General features: G+C 63.0%; 15 protein-coding genes. 9 read left to right on the top strand and 6 right to left on the bottom strand.

The features are described 5' to 3' along the window. Positions 1 to 37: 37 nt before the first annotated feature. Positions 38 to 952 (top strand): LysR family transcriptional regulator, encoded by a 915-nt coding sequence (locus SPH52_RS15305; protein WP_411795903.1) that lies wholly within the window; start codon positions 38 to 40, stop codon positions 950 to 952. A gap of 9 nt (positions 953 to 961) precedes the next feature. Here SPH52_RS15305 and SPH52_RS15300 read toward each other — a convergent pair whose 3' ends face one another. Together SPH52_RS15300 and SPH52_RS15295 are read right to left on the bottom strand one after the other, a co-directional pair. Then, positions 962 to 2,440: a protein adenylyltransferase SelO gene (locus tag SPH52_RS15300; protein WP_411795902.1), complete on the bottom strand. Its 1,479-nt coding sequence runs from the start codon at positions 2,438 to 2,440 to the stop codon at positions 962 to 964. A gap of 96 nt (positions 2,441 to 2,536) precedes the next feature. Next, positions 2,537 to 3,220 (bottom strand): GntR family transcriptional regulator, encoded by a 684-nt coding sequence (locus SPH52_RS15295; protein WP_411795901.1) that lies wholly within the window; start codon positions 3,218 to 3,220, stop codon positions 2,537 to 2,539. Positions 3,221 to 3,391: 171 nt separating this feature from the next. Between SPH52_RS15295 and dctP the strand changes: the two genes are divergently transcribed. The 6 genes from dctP to SPH52_RS15265 all read left to right on the top strand — a co-directional run bounded on the left by dctP (position 3,392) and on the right by SPH52_RS15265 (position 11,214). Continuing rightward, on the top strand, positions 3,392 to 4,393 hold the full coding sequence (gene dctP / locus SPH52_RS15290) for a TRAP transporter substrate-binding protein DctP (protein ID WP_411795900.1): 1,002 nt from the start codon (positions 3,392 to 3,394) through the stop codon (positions 4,391 to 4,393). 73 nt (positions 4,394 to 4,466) lie between these two features. Beyond that, complete coding sequence (locus tag SPH52_RS15285; RefSeq protein WP_411795899.1) at positions 4,467 to 4,988, top strand: TRAP transporter small permease subunit; 522 nt, start codon at positions 4,467 to 4,469, stop codon at positions 4,986 to 4,988. A 2-nt stretch (positions 4,989 to 4,990) separates the two neighbouring features. After that, positions 4,991 to 6,325, top strand: coding sequence for a TRAP transporter large permease (locus tag SPH52_RS15280; RefSeq protein ID WP_411795898.1), 1,335 nt, complete (start codon positions 4,991 to 4,993; stop codon positions 6,323 to 6,325). Between the two features lie 14 nt (positions 6,326 to 6,339). Further along, entirely contained in the window at positions 6,340 to 7,719 is a 1,380-nt protein-coding gene (locus tag SPH52_RS15275) for a malonyl-CoA decarboxylase (RefSeq protein ID WP_411795897.1), read from the top strand. After that, entirely contained in the window at positions 7,716 to 9,233 is a 1,518-nt protein-coding gene (locus SPH52_RS15270; RefSeq protein ID WP_411795896.1) for a malonate--CoA ligase, read from the top strand. The genes SPH52_RS15275 and SPH52_RS15270 overlap by 4 nt, the downstream gene beginning before the upstream one ends. 22 nt (positions 9,234 to 9,255) lie before the next feature. Continuing rightward, positions 9,256 to 11,214, top strand: coding sequence for an alpha/beta hydrolase domain-containing protein (locus tag SPH52_RS15265; protein WP_411795895.1), 1,959 nt, complete (start codon positions 9,256 to 9,258; stop codon positions 11,212 to 11,214). 95 nt (positions 11,215 to 11,309) lie between these two features. Here SPH52_RS15265 and SPH52_RS15260 read toward each other — a convergent pair whose 3' ends face one another. The 4 genes from SPH52_RS15260 to SPH52_RS15245 form a co-directional block, all read right to left on the bottom strand. After that, entirely contained in the window at positions 11,310 to 12,413 is a 1,104-nt protein-coding gene (locus tag SPH52_RS15260) for a hypothetical protein (protein ID WP_411795894.1), read from the bottom strand. An 84-nt stretch (positions 12,414 to 12,497) separates the two neighbouring features. Beyond that, positions 12,498 to 13,520 (bottom strand): Nif3-like dinuclear metal center hexameric protein, encoded by a 1,023-nt coding sequence (locus SPH52_RS15255; RefSeq protein WP_411795893.1) that lies wholly within the window; start codon positions 13,518 to 13,520, stop codon positions 12,498 to 12,500. A 166-nt stretch (positions 13,521 to 13,686) separates the two neighbouring features. Further along, positions 13,687 to 14,070: a DUF2294 domain-containing protein gene (locus SPH52_RS15250; protein WP_411795892.1), complete on the bottom strand. Its 384-nt coding sequence runs from the start codon at positions 14,068 to 14,070 to the stop codon at positions 13,687 to 13,689. Between the two features lie 339 nt (positions 14,071 to 14,409). After that, positions 14,410 to 15,087 (bottom strand): GntR family transcriptional regulator, encoded by a 678-nt coding sequence (locus SPH52_RS15245; protein WP_411795891.1) that lies wholly within the window; start codon positions 15,085 to 15,087, stop codon positions 14,410 to 14,412. A gap of 337 nt (positions 15,088 to 15,424) precedes the next feature. Between SPH52_RS15245 and SPH52_RS15240 the strand changes: the two genes are divergently transcribed. Next, positions 15,425 to 16,351, top strand: coding sequence for a LysR family transcriptional regulator (locus SPH52_RS15240; protein ID WP_411795890.1), 927 nt, complete (start codon positions 15,425 to 15,427; stop codon positions 16,349 to 16,351). A gap of 258 nt (positions 16,352 to 16,609) precedes the next feature. Continuing rightward, on the top strand, positions 16,610 to 17,593 hold the full coding sequence (locus tag SPH52_RS15235) for a TAXI family TRAP transporter solute-binding subunit (RefSeq protein ID WP_411795889.1): 984 nt from the start codon (positions 16,610 to 16,612) through the stop codon (positions 17,591 to 17,593). The last annotated feature ends 30 nt before the right edge of the window (positions 17,594 to 17,623 follow it).

Below are 17,623 nucleotides of genomic sequence, written 5' to 3'. Positions count from 1 at the left end.
TTTGATAAAAAGACATCTTTCCATGAAATAAAATAATATGACGACACGCCTCAGCACTCGCCAGATGCAGATGATGGTGGCTATCGCCGATGCCGGCAGCATGTCCGATGCCGCCGTGCAGCTCGGCCTGACCCAGTCGGCACTTAGCCATCGACTCAAGGAAGCTGAGCGCCTGCTGGGGGCCGCACTGTTCACCCGAGGTCAGCGGCGGCTGAATCCGACACAGGCGGGTCGGCGGCTGTTGCACGCCGCCCGCGGTGTGCTGGCCGAGCTGGAGCGCACCGAGCGCGATATCCATTGGTTGTCGGTAGGCATCGAAGAGGTAGTGCGCCTGGGCGTGGAGGCGTGCGGCGGCTACCACTGGCTGCCCGACTGCCTGGCCGCCTTCGCCGCCAACCATCCAAGTATCGGTGTGGAAATCGTCCCGGACGTCTCGCTGGAGCCCTGCCGCGCGCTCAGGCGCGGCCATGTGGATCTGGTCCTGGTTGCCGGCAGCCATCCGCCCACCGGGTTCGAGGCCATCTTGCTGCGCCGCGACGAGCTGCGCCTGGTAGTGACCCATGGTCACGCACTGGCACGGCGCGACTGGGCCAGTGCCGAGGAAGTTGCCGCCGAGCCCTATATCGCCTATCACACCACACCGGAGAAGGGCCGCGAGTACGAACAGCTGTTCAGTCCCGCCGGCGTACTGCCGGCCCGGGTGATAAGCGCCGGGGTGACCGAGGCCGTGCTGAGCCTGGTGCGTCATGGCCTGGGGGTCAGCGTTTTGCCGGCCTGGACACTGGCGTCGTATCTAGCGGCGGGCGACCTGGCCTCGATCGCTCTGACCGAGCGAGGGCTCTACCTGAACTGGTACCTGGTCATGCGCCAGGGAGAAGCCGGGGGCTCGGCGGCAGGGGCCCTGGCGCATACGCTACATGCCGTCATCACAAATCGCCGAGAGGGCGAATAAAGTGCAGCCTCAGGTTCCGCAAAACGTACGGAAGACCCGTTCGGTGGGTTCAGCCGGTCGCGTGTACTCCTCGCGGCCGGGCTGATCGTCGAAGGGGTGGGTGACGACATCGAGCAGCGTCTCGAAGGGGGCGAAGTCGTTCTCGTCCATGGCCGCGGTGAGCGCCTGCTGCACGCGATGATTGCGCGGGATGAAGGCCGGGTTGGCCAGACGCATGCGCTGCGCCCGTTCCTCCTCGGTCCATAGCTCCTGGGCAAGGCGCTCGCGCCAATCCGCAAGCCATCCGGCGATCTCATCGGGGCGTTCGAACAGCGCCTCGACGGTGGCTTCCGCCTCGGGGGTCTCGGCGGCATCCGCCAGGTGGCGGAAGGTCAGGGTGAAGTCGGCACGGCCACGATGCATGGTCGCCAGGAGCGCTTCGATCAGCGCCTTGTCGCCGGGCTGTGCCCGCTCCAGGCCGAGCTTGGCGCGCATCACATCGAGCCATTCGGCTTCGTACTGCTCGGCGAAGCGCTGCAGCAGCTCGGTGGCTCGCTCCACTGCCTTGTCGCCATCCTCATCGATCAAGGGCAGCAAAGTCTCGGCCAGCCGCGCCAGGTTCCACTGGGCGATCCACGGCTGGTTGGCGTAGGCGTAGCGCCCGCCTTCGTCGATGGAGCTGAACACCATCCTGGGGTCGTACTGCTCCATGAAGGCGCAGGGGCCGAAGTCGATGGTCTCACCCGAGACCGAGGTATTGTCGGTATTCATCACTCCGTGGATGAAGCCGACGCCCATCCACTTGGCGATCAAGGCCGCCTGGCGTGCCTGCACCGCTTCCAGCAGCCCCAGGTAGCGCTCGCCGCCCTCACGCCTGGCGAGTTCGGGATAGTGGCGCTCGATGACGTGATCGGCCAGCTCGCGCACGCCTTCCAGGTCGCCACGGGCAGCGAAGTACTGGAAGGTGCCCACGCGGATATGGCTGGCCGCCACCCGGGTGAGGATCGCCCCCGGCTCGGGTATGCCGCGCATGACGCGCTCACCGGTGGCAACCGCGGCAAGCGCCCGGGTGGAGGGAATGCCCATGGCATGCATCGCCTCGCTGACCAGGTACTCGCGCAGCACCGGCCCCAGCGGCGAGCGCCCATCGCCGCCGCGGGAAAAGGGCGTGCGCCCGGCCCCCTTGAGCTGGATGTCGCGCAGCCGGCCGTCGCGGTCGGTCACCTCACCGAGCAGTACGGCACGTCCATCGCCCAGCTGCGGCACGAAGCCGCCGAACTGATGCCCGGCATAGGCTTGCGCCAGCGGCTCGGCGCCGCGCGGCACTACGTTGCCGGAAAACCACACCGCCGCCTCTTCGGCATCGAAAGCGGATAGCTCGAAGCCGAGCGCCTCGGCCAGCGGCCGGTTGAAGGCAATCAGGTGCGGCTCACGCACGGGCACCGGCTCGAAGTGCGCATAGAAGCGTTCCGGCAGACGGGCATAGCGAAGGGTGAAGGGGGGAAACATGGTGACTCCACTGACGTTCCTGCCGTCACTGTAGGTGGGCGTCGGGCGAAAATCGAGAGTCTTTGCATCCCCTTACAAGCGGCTGGTTGCAAGCGACTAGCCGGTAGCGGAGACCGGACGCTCGAGCTCACGAATGCTGGCCACGAAATCGCTGAAGCGCTCGCCCTGGATCAAAACATGATCGCGCAGGGCGTGCTCCGCCGCCGCCGGGTCACCGGCTTCGATGGCGGCTACCACGGTCCGGTGCTCGCTCAGCGAGCTATGCATGCGCTGACGTACCTGCAGTTGCAAGCGCCGGTAAGGCTTGAGCCGCTGCTTGAGCTGCCGCGCTTCACCCAGCAGAAAGGTGTTGTGGCTGGCGCGATAGATACAGTCGTGGAAGGCCTCGTTCTCGTAGTAGTACTCGTCGGTGTCACCAGCCAGGGCAGCGGCCTCGCAGCGCTCCAGCGCGCCGCGCAGCTCGGCCAGCTCCGCGTCGTTGATACGCCGCGCCGCCAGGCGCCCGCACATGGCCTCCAGCTCGGCCATGACCTCGAACATCTCGATCAACTGATCGATACCCACCTTGGCCACGAAGGTGCCCTTCTTCGGCGTGACCGTGACCAGCCCGCTCGCCACGAGCTGCTGGATCGCCTCGCGCACCGGCGTGCGTGAGACGTTGAACTCACGGCCCAGCGCTTCGGGATCGAGCCTCTCACCGGGTGCCAGGCGCCCGTTGATGATGGCGTTCTCCAGCGAATCTCGCAGGCGCTGTGCACTCGAGCGCTTGGGGCTAGTCATGGTCACCCTCCTTCCTTCGCGGCGTCTCTCGAACGGACATTCAGAGCATCTTTTAACTGTAACGGATTTGACATCAGTATACGCAAGGGCTATTGAAGTATATATCAGCGCAGCTGATAAACATTACACAAACCAACTCCTACATAAGAACAACCCCCGTGGAGACGCCAAATGCAACGCCATATCCTACCCGCTTTCGCCGCAGCTCTCGGCCTGGCCATCGCCTTCAGCAGTGCCGCCTCTGCCAATACCGTACTGCGCGCCTCGCACCAGTTCCCCGGTGGCCAGGGTGACGTGCGCGACGAGATGGTGCAGATGATGGCCCGCCAAGTGGCCGAAGCCGACGTGGGCCTCGAAATCCAGGTCTACCCCGGCCAGTCGCTGTTCAAGGCCAACGAACAGTGGGGCGCCCTGGTACGCGGCCGCCTCGATATCACCGCTCTGCCGCTCGACTACGCCAGCGGACGCCATCCTGAGTTCTCCGCCACCTTGATGCCGGGGCTGGTACGCAACCACGAGCACGCCCAGCGGCTCAACGAGTCGGAATACATGGACCTGATCAAGCAGGTGATCCAGGACAACGGCGCCAGGGTGCTGGCCGATGCCTGGCTATCCGGCGGCTTCGCCTCCAGCGAGCAGTGCATCACCTCCCCCGACACCGTACGCGGCCAGAACATCCGTGCTGCCGGCCCTGCCTTCGAGCAGATGCTGCAGGCTGCCGGCGCCTCCATCGCTTCCATGCCCTCCTCGGAGGTTTACACCGCCATGCAGACCGGCGTACTGGACGCCGCCAATACTTCGTCGATGTCGTTCATCTCCTTTCGCCTCTACGAACAGGTGGAGTGCCTGACCGAGCCGGGCGATTTCGCGCTGTGGTTCATGTATGAACCGGTGCTGATCTCCGAACAGGTATGGCAGCGCCTCAACGAAGAGCAGCAGAACGCGCTGATGGAGGCCGGCAAAGCCGCCGAGGAATTTTTCGCCGCCGAAGCCGCCGCCATCGACGCCAAGATGGTCGAGGTCTACGAGCAGAACGGCATCGAAGTGGTGCGCATGAGCGAGGAGGACTACAACGCCTGGCTCGAGATCGCCCGCGAAACCTCCTACAAGAACTTCGCCGACAGCGTGCCCAACGGCCAGGCCATCATCGACGCGGCTCTCGCCGTCGAGTGACGCCCAGCCCTTCCCAGCGCATGCCGGGCCACCCGCAATGGGTGGCCCCCGTTTCGAATCCCGGGAGGACTGCATGGCCATGGCCCACTCTCAATCCCTTGCTCAACGATCCGGTATCATCGGCGGCTATATTCGCCTGATGGATACCCTGTCCCGCGCCAGCGCCTATCTGGCGGCCGCAATGTTCATCGCCGGCGTAGCGGTGATCTGCCAGATGGTCTTCATCCGCTACGTGCTCGGCATGAGTACCAGTTGGCAGACCGAGTTCACGGTGTTCTCGGTGACCGGTGCCATGCTGATGGGCAGCCCCTACGTGCTGATGACCGGCGGCCATGTGGCCATCACCATCCTGCCCGATGCCCTGGGCGGGCTGGCGCGCAAGATCATGCGCCTGATGGCCGCGCTGATCGGCCTGGCCTTCTGTGCGGCATTGGCTTACGCCTCCTGGGTCTACGTGATCGAGGCCTACATGTTCAACTGGCGCACCGGCACGGTGTGGAATCCGCTGCTGTGGCCGGGGCTGCTGCCAATGGCGGTGGGTACCAGCCTGCTCTCGCTGCAGTACGTCGCCGAAATCCTGCGCGGGGAGGTGTGAGCATGGACCCGATTACCCTGGGCATCATCGTCGCCATTGCGCTCATCGTGCTGATGGCCATCGGTACGCCCATCGCCTTCGCCCTGGGCGGCGTATCGCTGCTCGCCCTCATCTACGACCGCGGCCTGCCGGAGCTGGTCTACTTCGGCGAGACCTTCTTCGACCGTATTGCCGAGTTCGGCTTCGTCGCCATCCCGATGTTCATCCTGATGGGTGCCGCCGTGGCCTCCTCGCCCACCGGACGCGACCTCTACCGCTCGCTGGACCTGTGGATGGGCCGCCTGCCGGGCGGGCTCGCCGTGTCCAACATAGGCGCCTGCACCATCTTCTCCGCACTCTCCGGCTCGTCGCCGGCCACCTGTGCCGCCATCGGCAAGATGGGCATTCCCGAGATGCGCAGCCGCGGCTATCCCGATGGCGTGGCCGCCGGCTGCATCGCCGCCGGTGGCACCCTCGGCATCCTGATCCCGCCCTCGGTGACCATGATCATCTACGGCATCTCCACCGAGACCTCGATCGGCCGGCTGTTCATCGCCGGGGTCATGCCGGGGCTGATGCTGGCCGGGCTGTTCATGGCCTGGACCATGATCGCCTGCCGCCTGGCGGGGGGCTATGACAACCCCATGGCCCAGGCCGCTGTCAAGATGAAGCAGAACGTCAAGGCCAACGTCGACGCCAACCTCAAGGCGCTGGTGCGTGTGCTGCCCTTCATGGCGGTGATCGCAGGGATCCTGTTCGCCCTCTACGGCGGGGTGGCCACGCCCTCCGAGGCCGCTGGCGTCGGTGCCTTCCTCTGCGTGGCGCTGGCGGTGCTCATCTACCGCATGTGGCAGGTGGGGCCGATCAAGCTGATCATGCGCGACTCCCTGCGCGAAAGCGTGATGATCATGCTGGTCATCGCCTGCGCCGAGGTGTTCGCCTACGCCCTCTCCTCGATGTTCATCACCCAGACCGTGGCCGCCGCCATCGCCAACATGGAAGTGAATCGCTGGGTGCTGATGGGCATCATCAACCTCTTCCTGCTGGTCGCCGGCTTCTTTCTGCCGCCGGTGGCGGTGATCGTGATGACCGCGCCGATCCTGCTGCCGATCATCCTCGCCGCCGACTTCGACCCCTACTGGTTCGCGGTGATCCTGACCATCAACCTGGAGATCGGCCTGATCACGCCGCCGGTGGGTTTGAACCTGTTCATCATCAAGGGCATCGCGCCGGACATCTCGCTGCGCAACATCCTGATGGGCAGCCTACCTTACGCCCTGTGCATGGTGCTCGGCATCCTTCTGCTGTGCTTCTTCCCGGGCATTGCCCTGTGGCTGCCCAACCTGATCATGGGCTGACTGAGAGTGGAATCATGAACATGACCTTCCTGCAGGAGCTGTTCAACAGCATCACCCAGCGCGATGCCCGACTATGGCGCCGGCAGGGCGAGCTCAGCGCGCCCGACCACGCCCAGATGTTGGCGGCCTGCCGGGCGCTGCTGGAAAGCGATGGCGAGGCTTCGAGCATCAGCCTGGCCAGCCGCGCGCTGTCGATGTACAACCGGCTGACGGAAGACGAACGCACCCGTTTCTTCGAGGGACTGGCCCGCGAGTTCGCCGCCGACCCGGCACTCATCGACCAGGCCTACGAGGCCTATCGCGAGGCCCGCGACAACCCCAGCCTGCATGCCCTGTTCGACGCCTGCGAGCCGCGTCGCCAGGAGCTGTTCCGGCGCCTCAACCTGGCCAGCAACGGTACTTTCGAGCTGGTTCGCATGCGCGAAGGGCTGCTGTCTCGGTTGCGCGACCGGGCCGGCGACGATAGCCAGGAGCTGAGCGCCATCGACGCCGACTTCTCCCACCTGTTCGGCTCCTGGTTCAATCGCGGCTTCTTGATGCTCAAGCGCATCGACTGGAATACCCCGGCCTCGATACTGGAGAAGATCATTCGCTACGAGGCGGTGCACGAGATCCGCGACTGGGACGACTTGCGCCGGCGCCTCGATGCCCGCGACCGCCGCTGCTTCGCCTTCTTCCACCCCGCCATCGGCGACGAGCCGCTGATCTTCGTCGAGGTGGCGCTGTGCAAGGGGCTGCCCGACCGTATCCAACCCATCCTGTCGGGCGAGAGCGCCGGCGAGCGCGACATCGACGACCCCGAGGCCGCCGATGCCGCCGCCTTTTTCGGCATCAGCAACTGCCAAACCGGCCTGCGCGGCATCTCCTTCGGCAACTTCCTGATCAAGCAGGTGGTGCAGGAGCTCAAGCTGGAGCTGCCGCAGCTCAAGTACTTTGTCACGCTCTCCCCGGTGCCGGGCTTTGCCCACTGGCTCGCCGAGCGGCGCGACGATGAAACGCTACCCGACGAGTTGGGCCAAGTGCTGCACGAGCTCGACGCCCCGGAGTGGCATCTCGACCCCGCCCAGAGCGAGCGACTCAAGGCCGTAGTCAAGCCGCTGGCGGCCCGCTACCTGGTCGAGGAGAAAAATGCCCACGGACTGCCGCTCAACCCGGTGGCACGCTTCCATCTCGGCAACGGTGCCGAGCTGCATCGCATCAACTGGCTCGGCGATATCTCGCCCAAGGGCTTGAAGCAGGCCGTCGGACTCATGGTCAACTACCTCTACGTGCTCGACGACATCGAGCGTAACCATGAGAACTACACCGCCAACGCCACCGTGGTCTGTTCCAACGAGGTCCGCGACCTCAACCGCCGCGCCAGGAAAATGGCCAAGGGAGAGCCAGCCAAATGAGTCACAACCTCTTCGAAACCTTCGCCGCCCATATGCGCGACCGCGGCGACGCCGACTTCATCATCACCCGAGAAGGACGACGCTACTCTTATAGTGACACCCTGGAGGCCAGCGCCCGCCTGGCCGGCGCCCTGATCGAGCTGGGCGTGACCCCCGGCGACCGTGTCGCGGTGCAGGTCGACAAGAGCCCCGAAGCGATTCTGCTCTACCTCGCCTGCCTGCGCATGGGCGGCGTCTATCTGCCGCTCAATACCGGCTATACCGCCGATGAGATCCGCTATTTCCTCACCGACGCCGAACCGGCACTGTTCGTCTGCCGCCCTGCCGCCTTCGAGGCGGCGCGCAAGGTGGCGCAAGAGTCGGGCTGCCCCGCGGTGGAAACGCTGGGCACCGATGCCGACGGCAGCCTGATGGAGCTGGCTCAGCGGGCCGAACCCCACACGGGCATCGAACCGCGGGCGGACGACGACCTGGCCGCGATTCTCTATACCTCGGGAACCACGGGGCGCTCCAAGGGCGCCATGCTGACCCATCGCAACCTGGGCTCCAACGCCGCCACCCTGGTGGAGGCCTGGCGCTTCTCCGCCGAGGACCGTCTGATTCACGCCCTGCCCATCTTCCACACCCACGGCCTGTTCGTCGGCTGCAACGTCACGCTGATGGCCGGTTCGAGCATGCTGTTCCTGCCCAAGTTCGATGCCGACACGATCTTCGAGGAGATGCCCCACGGCACGGTGCTGATGGGCGTGCCCACCTTCTACACCCGCCTGGTGGCGGACGAGCGCCTCACCCCCGAGGTCACCACCAACATGCGCCTGTTCGTCTCCGGCTCCGCCCCGCTCACCGCCGAGACCCACCAGGCCTTCGCGGCAAAGACCGGGCACGCCATTCTCGAGCGCTACGGCATGACCGAGACCAACATGAACATCTCCAACCCCTACGACGGCGAGCGCCGTGCCGGCACCGTAGGCATGCCGCTACCAGGGGTGGAGTACCGCATCACCGACCGCGAGACCCACGAGCCGGTGCCCCAGGGCGAGATCGGCATGCTCGAGATTCGCGGCCCCAACGTCTTCATCGGCTACTGGCGCATGCCTGAGAAGACCCGCGAGGAACTGCTCGAGGATGGCTTCTTCATCACCGGCGATCTGGCCATGACCGACGCGCAGGGCTACGTGCACATCGTCGGGCGCGACAAGGACCTGGTGATCTCGGGTGGCTACAACGTCTACCCCAAGGAGGTCGAACAGGTCATCGACGAGATGGAGGGCGTGGTGGAATCGGCGGTGATCGGCCTGCCGCACCCGGACTTCGGCGAAGGCGTGACCGCCGTGGTGGTACCGGAGCCGGACGCCGCGCTGGAGGAGAAGCAGATACTCGCTCATCTCGAAGGGCGGCTGGCGAAGTACAAGCAGCCCAAGCGGGTGTTCTTTGTCGACAGCCTGCCGCGCAACACCATGGGCAAGGTGCAGAAGAACGAGCTGCGCAATCGCTATCAGGACATCTATCGGTAGGCAACGCCTGGGAGGGAAACACATGAACCGCTATATCGTGCGGCTAGTGCCGCTGATGGTCACCTGCGCCATTGGTTTTACTAAGCCGGCCTACGCTCTGGTGGAGCGGTTCGAGGTCGTGAACCGGGTCAGCCCGGCATTCGATGCGGTCTCCTTTGGCTCGGTAGGCCAATATGAGCGGATCGATGGCATTGCCTACCTGGCCATCGATCCCGAAAGCCCTCGCGGCAAGCGCATCGTTGATCTGGAGCACGTACCACAGGATTCCGACGGCAAGGTGCGTTGGACGACCGAGGTCAGCATCCTGCGGCCGATCTCAGCAGCCGCAGGCAACGGCACACTGCTTTACGACGTGCCAAACCGTGGGCGGAATCTGTTGTTCAATCTTTTCAACCTCACGGATTCGACAGCGATCCCTGCTACGGTGGAAGAGGCGGGCGACGGCCATCTGATGACCGAGGGTTACACGATCGTCTGGAGCGGTTGGCAAACGGCGTTGCCGGACGGCCTGATGCAGATGTCGCTTCCAATCCTGAATGACATCACGGGTCTTGTCCGGGAAGAGATCATCTTTGACGATCCGGGCACCGTCAGCACGGTACAACTTAGCTATCCCGCAGTGGATCAAGATCCGGAGCTCGCCACCCTGACTGTCAGGTTGCGCCCCGAGGATCCACGAAGCACAGTCGCGGGCTTGTCATTCCGCTACTTATCTCCGACCGAGATCGAGATCACACGCCCAGCGGAACTCGATGCCGGAGCCATCTTGGAATTCATTTACCCGGCAAGAGATTCGGTCCCTGCGGGTATGGCTTTCGCCGCAACGAGTGACGTGATTTCCTGGCTGCGTGGAAATCCCGGGCATGAGGCCGAAGCTCTGTTGGAAGACGTGGAACATGTGCTCGGCGTTGGTATTTCACAATCGGGCCGTTTCCTGCGCGATTTGATCTGGCAGGGCTTCAACACCGACGAATCCGGAGCGCAAGTGCTGGATGGAGCCATTCCCCATATCGCCGGGTCGCGGAAATCTTTCACCAACACACGATTCGCCCAACCCGGGCGCTATTCGCGCCAGCATGAAGATCACGACTTTTATGGAGATCAGTTTCCCTTCAGCTATACCGAGATCACCGATCCGCTGAGTGGGCTGAGCGGGTCTATCATGTCTGCGTGTGAAGCCGACGGAACTTGTCCGAAGATCATGCATACCGACACCTCGACTGAGTTCTGGCAGGCACGCGCAGCGCTTATCTCGACGTCGCCTTCGGGTGAACCGCTGGAGATGCCGGAAAATGTGCGACTCTACTTCCTATCCGGTACGCCGCATTTCAAGTCATGGGATACCACCAGCGTGCAGACCCAGCTTTGCCGCTTTCCCACCAACCCCTTGAGTGTCGCGCCGGTGATGCGGGGGCTGCTCACAGCTATGCAAGCTTGGGTCAGTGAAGGTAGGGAACCGCCGGCAAGTCGCTATCCCTCCGTTGCGGATGGCACACTAGTGGCTCTCGGCGATCTGCGTATACCAGATCCGGGACTGGGCGCAATCATCCCGGTCTATAACGAGTTGCGAATGCGAGATCACTCGACAGTTCCGCCTACGGCTGGCCCCAGCTATCCGGTTCTGGTGCCTCAGCTCGACGAAGATGGCAATCCTCTAGGTGGCGTGCGCGACCCGGCATTGGCTGCGCCCCTGGGAACCTCGTGGGGCTGGAACCTTCGTAACGATGGGTTCGCGGGCGGTAGCCTTTGCGGGCTCGAAGGCAGCTATCTTCCCTTTGCCGCTACATTGCAAAACCAAGATGAGAATAGGGACAGCAGGATACCGGTCGATGCCCGTTACGTGGACGCGACCGCCTATGCTACAGCACTCGACGCGGCAGTGAGCGAGCTTGTGGCCGATGGCCTGATGCTGGAGAAAGACCGACAGCTGATCCTGGACCGCGGTAGAGCAATGTTCGAGGAGGTTACGGCGGAACGCTAACCCCATCTAATCAACCGGGCAAAATTATTGGAAGCTTTTGGCTCCTTGGAACGGCCGGCCGGTGCTGACCGGCCGGTCGTGCCTTTGTTTGGTTGCTATACCACCAGCGGGGTGACGAAGAAGGCAATCAGGAACGCCGTTGCCAGGCGCATGACAATGCCCAATACGGCGGCACCCATGGCTTCACGCTCGGAGAGATCGGAGCTCTCCGCCCACACCACCGGCACCTGGCCAAACACGGCCGACAGTGGCAGGCCCGAGGAAGCCAGCACGAACGAGCCCACCACCAGTGAGGGGTCGAGATCGGCGGCGATGCTCTGAAGTTGCCCCATGGCCAGGGTCGGGCTGACCAGCACCGCCAGCACCCCGGTTTCCGGATGGATGTTGAACAGCAGCATGACCTTGCCCAGGCCCGCCTCGATCGGCGCCCAGATGCCGACATGGTCGAGTACGCCGATCACGGCGAAGACCAATGCCACGGCGGGAATCAGGATCAGCAGCAGCAGCTCGACGCCCTCCCGCGCGGCGCTGAACAGCGTGGGCATGAAGTCGCGGTCGGGGGTGAAGGTCGGAAGATGGCCGATCTCGACCCGCTTGACGTCGCGATAGAGCACCTTCGACAGGATCAGCGGCACGACCACTAGCGGCAGGAACACCGCCAGCAGCACCACGGCAAAGACGTTCACTCCCGCGAAGGTCAGCGCCATCAGCCCCAGCATGAAGGTGGAGAACGACTGCTGCGACTGCACCATGGTGGCCACGGCCAGCTTCTGTTCATCCTTGGTGGCGCCCGCCTTCTTGAGGATCGGGCCGGAGATCTTACCCGCCGCATTGATATCGCCGAAGATGTTGTAGACGCTGGGGATGATCACCGCCGGATTGACACCCAGCAGCTTCATGGCGGGAACGAAGATGCGCACCAGGGCATCGGTGAAGCCCAGCCGCTCGAGCAGGCGGCCGATGATCACGCTGACGATGATCGCAGTGCCGACCACACCGGTAAGGAAGACGTCGACCACCACCGGCCGCACGGAATTTAGAATCGAGTTGAACAGCCCCGAGAGACTGGTGGGAGAGAGCAGCAGCATCAGCAGGCAGATGCACAGCAGTACGATGCCGACCACTTCGATGCGCTTCCAGGCCCGCTTGCTCGCAGGCAGGGAGGGTTTCGCTTCAGGGGTAGTGATTGAGGTCTTCATGTCGGTGCCTCTGTTGTTTTTGGACAGACCTTGTTATTGATCGGGCGCTTGTGGATAACTTGTGTCTATTTTGTCATTAACTGTCTAGGTCTCGCTCAATGCATGCTTGCCCAGCAGGTGTTTCGCCGCCATCTCCCGGGCGTAGACCTGCATCGCATCGTTGCCCACCCGGTGCACCGGAGTGGAAGTGACCCGGTCACGGAACAGCACCACCTCCACCCCCTCGAGCAGTTCGGCCAGGGCATGGGCCAGGGGCAGCCCGTTCTCCAGGATCTCCATCACGTGGCAGTTACCGACCAGGAAGTTGAGCCCCAGCTCCCGGGCTGTCTCGATCAAAGCGTGTCCGGCGTAGACGCGGCTGATCGAGGCCAGCACGGTGTCCACGCCGGGGTTCTCGGCCACCGCCTGGCGCAGATTCTCCGGCGAGAAGCCGGTATGCGGGAAGATGTGCAGTATGTTCTCGACCCGGCTTTCGCGCTCGCCCAGGTGAATGAAGCCGCGGGTCTCGACGCTGGTCTCGCGGATCTCCTCGATACCACGCACCAGCCGCTCCTCGGCCAGCAGGGCACGGTCCTGATCCAGCGCCATGAAGCCATCCAGCCGGTCGAGGATGTCACCCAGGGTGGCGATGCCCGGCAGTGCGCGGCCGACGAACATGATGTTGCCGTGAACGCCACCATAGGAAATGCTGCCTTTCAGCACCTTGTGGCCGTGCAAGTAGGGAATCCCGGGGTGCAGGCCGTGGAAGGCCTCATGGCACTCCAGCCCCGCCACGTCGTAGAGGTCGAGGTAGTTCTTCAGCGTCACCCCGCCGCAGCTGGCGGCATCGGCGATGGGATGGTGCGCCACCACCGCATCCACGCCGGTGGCACCGGCCAGCTCGATCACCAGCTCCGTCATGGTCATGCATACGGCGATCTTCTTCACCTCCTTGTGCGGGTCGCCATAGATCAGCCCGGGTATCTCCAACACCTCCTTGCCGTAGATGCCCGAAGACTTGAGGATCACGAAAGGATGGTCGCCCCGCTTCACCTCCTCCATGGACGAGACCGTCCTGCCACCCGTGATCACGCTCATCGCATTGACGATATCCGCTACCTTGGCCATCGTTGTTCTCCTCTCGTAGCCATAAAAAAAGACCGCCAGCACAGCAGGAGGCCTGATGCCTCCAACTGCGCTGACGGTCTCGAGCACTCGCCTTCTCAGGGCGAGTTCACATCACCAGTCAACGTCTTGCCTGCAGATTTGCGGACCATGCCCGACGCAGGTGGCGTCAGAGGTAGTCGCGCACATCCTTCTTCATTACCACCACGGTGGCGGAGAGCTCGGCTTCGGCGTCGTAGTCCTTGAAGATGGACAGGATCTCGAAACCGTACTTCTCCACCAGCAGTTGCCTGAATTCGTGCTTGAAGCCCTTGATGAGATAGTGGTCTGCCAGCTCGCTCACGTTGCTGTTGAGCCCATTGAGGTAACCCAGCGCCGGCACTCGCTTGTGCAGGGCAAGGATAAGAATCCTGTCACCCTGAACGTCGACCTTCTGGCGCACCACGCCGATACCGAAGATACGGTGGTTGACCTCGTTGTAGTCCTTGATCAGCTCCTGCTTGAGCTCACCCAAGGAGCGTAGAGCAGAGGAACCCGTATCCACGGCACGCATAGGTCTACCCCGTTCGGCTCGGCAATCCGAGCAATTGGTATACCAACACTCTCAGAAGCCAGCCTAGCCAAGCGCAAAAAACCTGTCAACACAAAATAATCGATTATTCACAAGAAGCGCACAAAGACTCAGTTGACCAATGAAAACAGCATAATAAACAGGTACGGACGAATTTCCCGAACAGGGTGCAGTCACCAAGGCAATGGAAAACAAGGTATACCATCAGCGCACGGCGCGCATAGCCGGAGTCCACCGCCCCGAAGGTGAAAGGCGCCAAGGCGCAGACGCTGCTCAAACGCTGCAGAGCGCTGCGGTGGACGCACGAAAAGATGCGATGGATCAGCCCAGGCGTCGTCGCAACGCTTCGCCCACCTCCTCTCCCGCCGTGGGGCGAAGCTGAGCTGCACGAGCCGCGAGGATATGGGCACGCATCACCGAGGCGGCCCACTCGCCGTCCCCGGCGGCTAGCGCGCGGATGAGTTCACGGTGATGCTGCATGCTTCCGTGCAGCTCCTCGGCGGTGTAGTGATGAAAACTGCGTCGAGACACCGGTATTTGCACGATGGTTTCCAGCAAGCGCTGCAAGCGAGGGCTGTCCGCGGCGGCCACGAGTTCGGCGTGGTACTGATTGTTGAGCATGGCGATCTCCTCGATGGTCACCTCATCGTCACGTTCCGCCAGACTATCCATGCGCTCGGCCAGCGCCTCGAGCGTTGCGAGACGCTCGGGCGTGATACGCGAGGCGGCGCGCCTGACCACCTGGGGTTCGAGCAGTACACGCAGCTCGAATACCTCCTCCACGTCGCGCTGGGTCCAAGCCACCACCCGGGCGCCGTGATGCGGTATCGCCTCTACCCAGCCATCGGACACCAAGCGTCGCAAGGCCTCGCGTATCGGTGTACGACTGAGTTCCAGCTCCTGGCCGATGGTGGCCTCGCGTACATAGCTCCCCGCCGGATACCGGCCGTTGAGAATGCGCTGCTTGATGATCTGATAGACACGATCGGCGGCGGTCATGGTCGGTTTTCCTGAGGATGCGAAGCAAGGGGTAATGGCCCTGCCAGCACCAAAGTTGTGTACGATAATTTGCCCGAAGGCGCATTCCTGACCTAAATTTGTCAAAAATCGAGCATAGTTGCATACAATTATCGATGCAACGCCACTCGATCAACGACAATGACAACGACAACGACAATATGACCGGCGAGAATTCAGATGGCCCAGTACACCCATCGAAGGCTCGAGCAGTTCCTCGAGCCGCTCCCCCTCCGGACGAGCCTTGGCGAGGGGCTGTGGAGTCGTCATACCGATGCCGAGATAGGCGACCGGCGGGCGGCTGCCCAGGGATGACATGATGACCAGGCTGGATCCGACTTCGCTGCGGCTGTTCGTGCGCGTTGCCGAAATGGGCACCATCACCGGTGCGGCCGAGGCGGAGTTCATCGCCATATCGGCTGTCAGCAAACGCTTGAGCGAACTCGAGGCGCACTTCAGCACGCCACTCCTGCGACGCAATAACCGGGGAGTGGAACTGACACCCGCCGGCAACGCCCTGCTCAACCTCTCTCGTGGCGTACTTCATGGCCTGGAGGATCTCGACCTGCAAATGCAGGAATATGCCAGCGGTGCGCGGGGCAACATTCGGGTCTACGCCAACATGTCGGCCATTACCCAATACCTGCCCGGTGAAACCCAGCATTTCTTTGCCAAGTATCCCGATATCGGCGTACATCTAGAAGAAAAAGTCAGCCCGATCATCACCAGGGAAGTCATGAGCAATGGCGCAGACATCGGCATCTGCGCCAAGCTCACCCACGGCTATGACCTGGCCGAATTTCCTTATCACACTGACAACCTGGTACTGGTCACTCCACTCAACCACCCGTTGGCCCGGCATGAAAGCATCGAGTTTCGCGAAAGCCTCGACCACGCCTATGTCGGCCTGCACACCTCTAGTGCCATCAACCTCGAGTTGCTCAAGGCCGCAAGTCTCGCCAACCGGCCGCTGAAGTTGCGCATCCAGGTCACCAGCTACGACGCGCTTTGCATGATGGTGCAGGCTGGTCTGGGCATTGGCGTGGTGCCAAGGGGTGCCATCCGCCAGTATGTGGGCGGCCTGCAGGTCAAGGTGCTGACGATCCGCGACGATTGGGCCAGACGCGAACTGAGCATTTACGTGAAGGACGTGGAGCGGCTTTCCATGGCAGCCCGACTGTTCGTCGATCATCTGGTGCTTTCGGCCACTGGAAAGGAGGAATCAGCGCTTGAAAGATCGGCCTGAACTGCCTTTTTTCTTCGCGACTGCAGCAAGTAATAGATCACTTTCAGCCTTCTCCATCCGCGAAGGAAGGGTCTTGAATCACCAATACACAAGGCCCTTTCGAGAGGGTATCAATAGAGCATGGCGAGACACGATCGCCTTTTTCGCGCCGCAATGGGACACGCTCATACCAGGCTCCTGTGGCTCGATTCGATCAGGGAAGCTTCACGGCATACGCCTGGACAACAACGGCTTCTCGAATCAGATGAGGACATAACAATGACTTGTTTCACCTGGAAGACACGCCATCTCATTCCCGCTTCCCTGCTGGTGATCAGCAGTTTGGCCGCCACTGGCGCCCAGGCCAATACTTCGCTCAACCTGGGAGCCGTTCCCACCGGTACCGGCTGGTTCTTCGGCATCTCCGAGGGTGCACGGGTAATCAGTGCCAACACGCCCTACGAGATCACGGTGCGCGAGACCGGTGGCACCCGCGAGAACGCCATCCGCCTGACCCGCGGCGAGCTTGACCTGGCTTTCACCGAAGCGCTGGTGGGCTACGAGATGTACAACGGCACCGGTCGCTTCGAGGATACGCCCAACCCGGATGCCCGGCTGATCTACTGGATCGCCCCCTCTACCATGCACTGGGCGGTGCGTCAGGACAGCGACATCGACTCCTTCGAAGGCCTCACTGGGCAACGCTTCAACCCCAGCAGCATTGGTGGTGGCGGCGAGTACATCACCGAGCTGGTGTTCGAGATCCTCGGCGTCGAACCCGACTTCCAGCGCATGCGTATCGACGATGCCGCCGAGGGCGTTGTCGACGGCCGCCTGGTCGGCTTCAGCTACAACGGCGTGCCGCCGATCCCGGCCTTCACCGAGGTGCATTCGTCGCGCCCGCTGCGGCTGCTCTCGCTCTCCGACGAACAGGTCGACCAGGTCACCGAAGAACTGCCCTACCTGACCGGCACCGTGATTCCCGAGGGCACCTATCGCGACATGCCCGAGGCCACGTCGCTCGGCATCTTCATGGGCGTGGCGGCCAACGCCGATCTTGACGACGACCTGGTCTACGAGATCACCAAGGCGTACTGGGAGAATCAGGAGCAGGTTGCCGCCTCGTTCAAGCCCGCCGAGGGTGTGACCCCGCAGACCGTGATCGACAACGCCACCTTCCCGCTACATGCCGGTGCGCTGCGCTACTACCAGGAGCTGGGGCTCGACATCCCCGATGACGTGATTCCCCCCGAAGCGCAGTAACCCAGCCGCACGTGTCCCGCCGACATGCCA

The organism is Halomonas sp. A29 (assembly GCF_046723295.1).
GTDB lineage: Bacteria > Pseudomonadota > Gammaproteobacteria > Pseudomonadales > Halomonadaceae > Halomonas.
Note: the sequence above shows the minus strand (reverse complement) of the source record. Positions and strands in the feature narration are given on the sequence as shown.

Bases quoted from the DNA above. Each gene is read 5' to 3' on its own strand.
- SPH52_RS15275 (WP_411795897.1), top strand. From the start codon at position 6,340: ATGAACATGACCTTCCTGCAGGAGCTGTTCAACAGCATCACCCAGCGC.
- SPH52_RS15280 (WP_411795898.1), top strand. From the start codon at position 4,991: ATGGACCCGATTACCCTGGGCATCATCGTCGCCATTGCGCTCATCGTG.
- dctP (WP_411795900.1), top strand. From the start codon at position 3,392: ATGCAACGCCATATCCTACCCGCTTTCGCCGCAGCTCTCGGCCTGGCC.
- SPH52_RS15285 (WP_411795899.1), top strand. From the start codon at position 4,467: ATGGCCATGGCCCACTCTCAATCCCTTGCTCAACGATCCGGTATCATC.
- SPH52_RS15235 (WP_411795889.1), top strand. From the start codon at position 16,610: ATGACTTGTTTCACCTGGAAGACACGCCATCTCATTCCCGCTTCCCTG.
- SPH52_RS15245 (WP_411795891.1), bottom strand. From the start codon at position 15,087: ATGACCGCCGCCGATCGTGTCTATCAGATCATCAAGCAGCGCATTCTC.
- SPH52_RS15305 (WP_411795903.1), top strand. From the start codon at position 38: ATGACGACACGCCTCAGCACTCGCCAGATGCAGATGATGGTGGCTATC.
- SPH52_RS15260 (WP_411795894.1), bottom strand. From the start codon at position 12,413: ATGAAGACCTCAATCACTACCCCTGAAGCGAAACCCTCCCTGCCTGCG.
- SPH52_RS15240 (WP_411795890.1), top strand. From the start codon at position 15,425: ATGACCAGGCTGGATCCGACTTCGCTGCGGCTGTTCGTGCGCGTTGCC.
- SPH52_RS15265 (WP_411795895.1), top strand. From the start codon at position 9,256: ATGAACCGCTATATCGTGCGGCTAGTGCCGCTGATGGTCACCTGCGCC.
- SPH52_RS15300 (WP_411795902.1), bottom strand. From the start codon at position 2,440: ATGTTTCCCCCCTTCACCCTTCGCTATGCCCGTCTGCCGGAACGCTTC.
- SPH52_RS15250 (WP_411795892.1), bottom strand. From the start codon at position 14,070: ATGCGTGCCGTGGATACGGGTTCCTCTGCTCTACGCTCCTTGGGTGAG.
- SPH52_RS15295 (WP_411795901.1), bottom strand. From the start codon at position 3,220: ATGACTAGCCCCAAGCGCTCGAGTGCACAGCGCCTGCGAGATTCGCTG.
- SPH52_RS15270 (WP_411795896.1), top strand. From the start codon at position 7,716: ATGAGTCACAACCTCTTCGAAACCTTCGCCGCCCATATGCGCGACCGC.
- SPH52_RS15255 (WP_411795893.1), bottom strand. From the start codon at position 13,520: ATGGCCAAGGTAGCGGATATCGTCAATGCGATGAGCGTGATCACGGGT.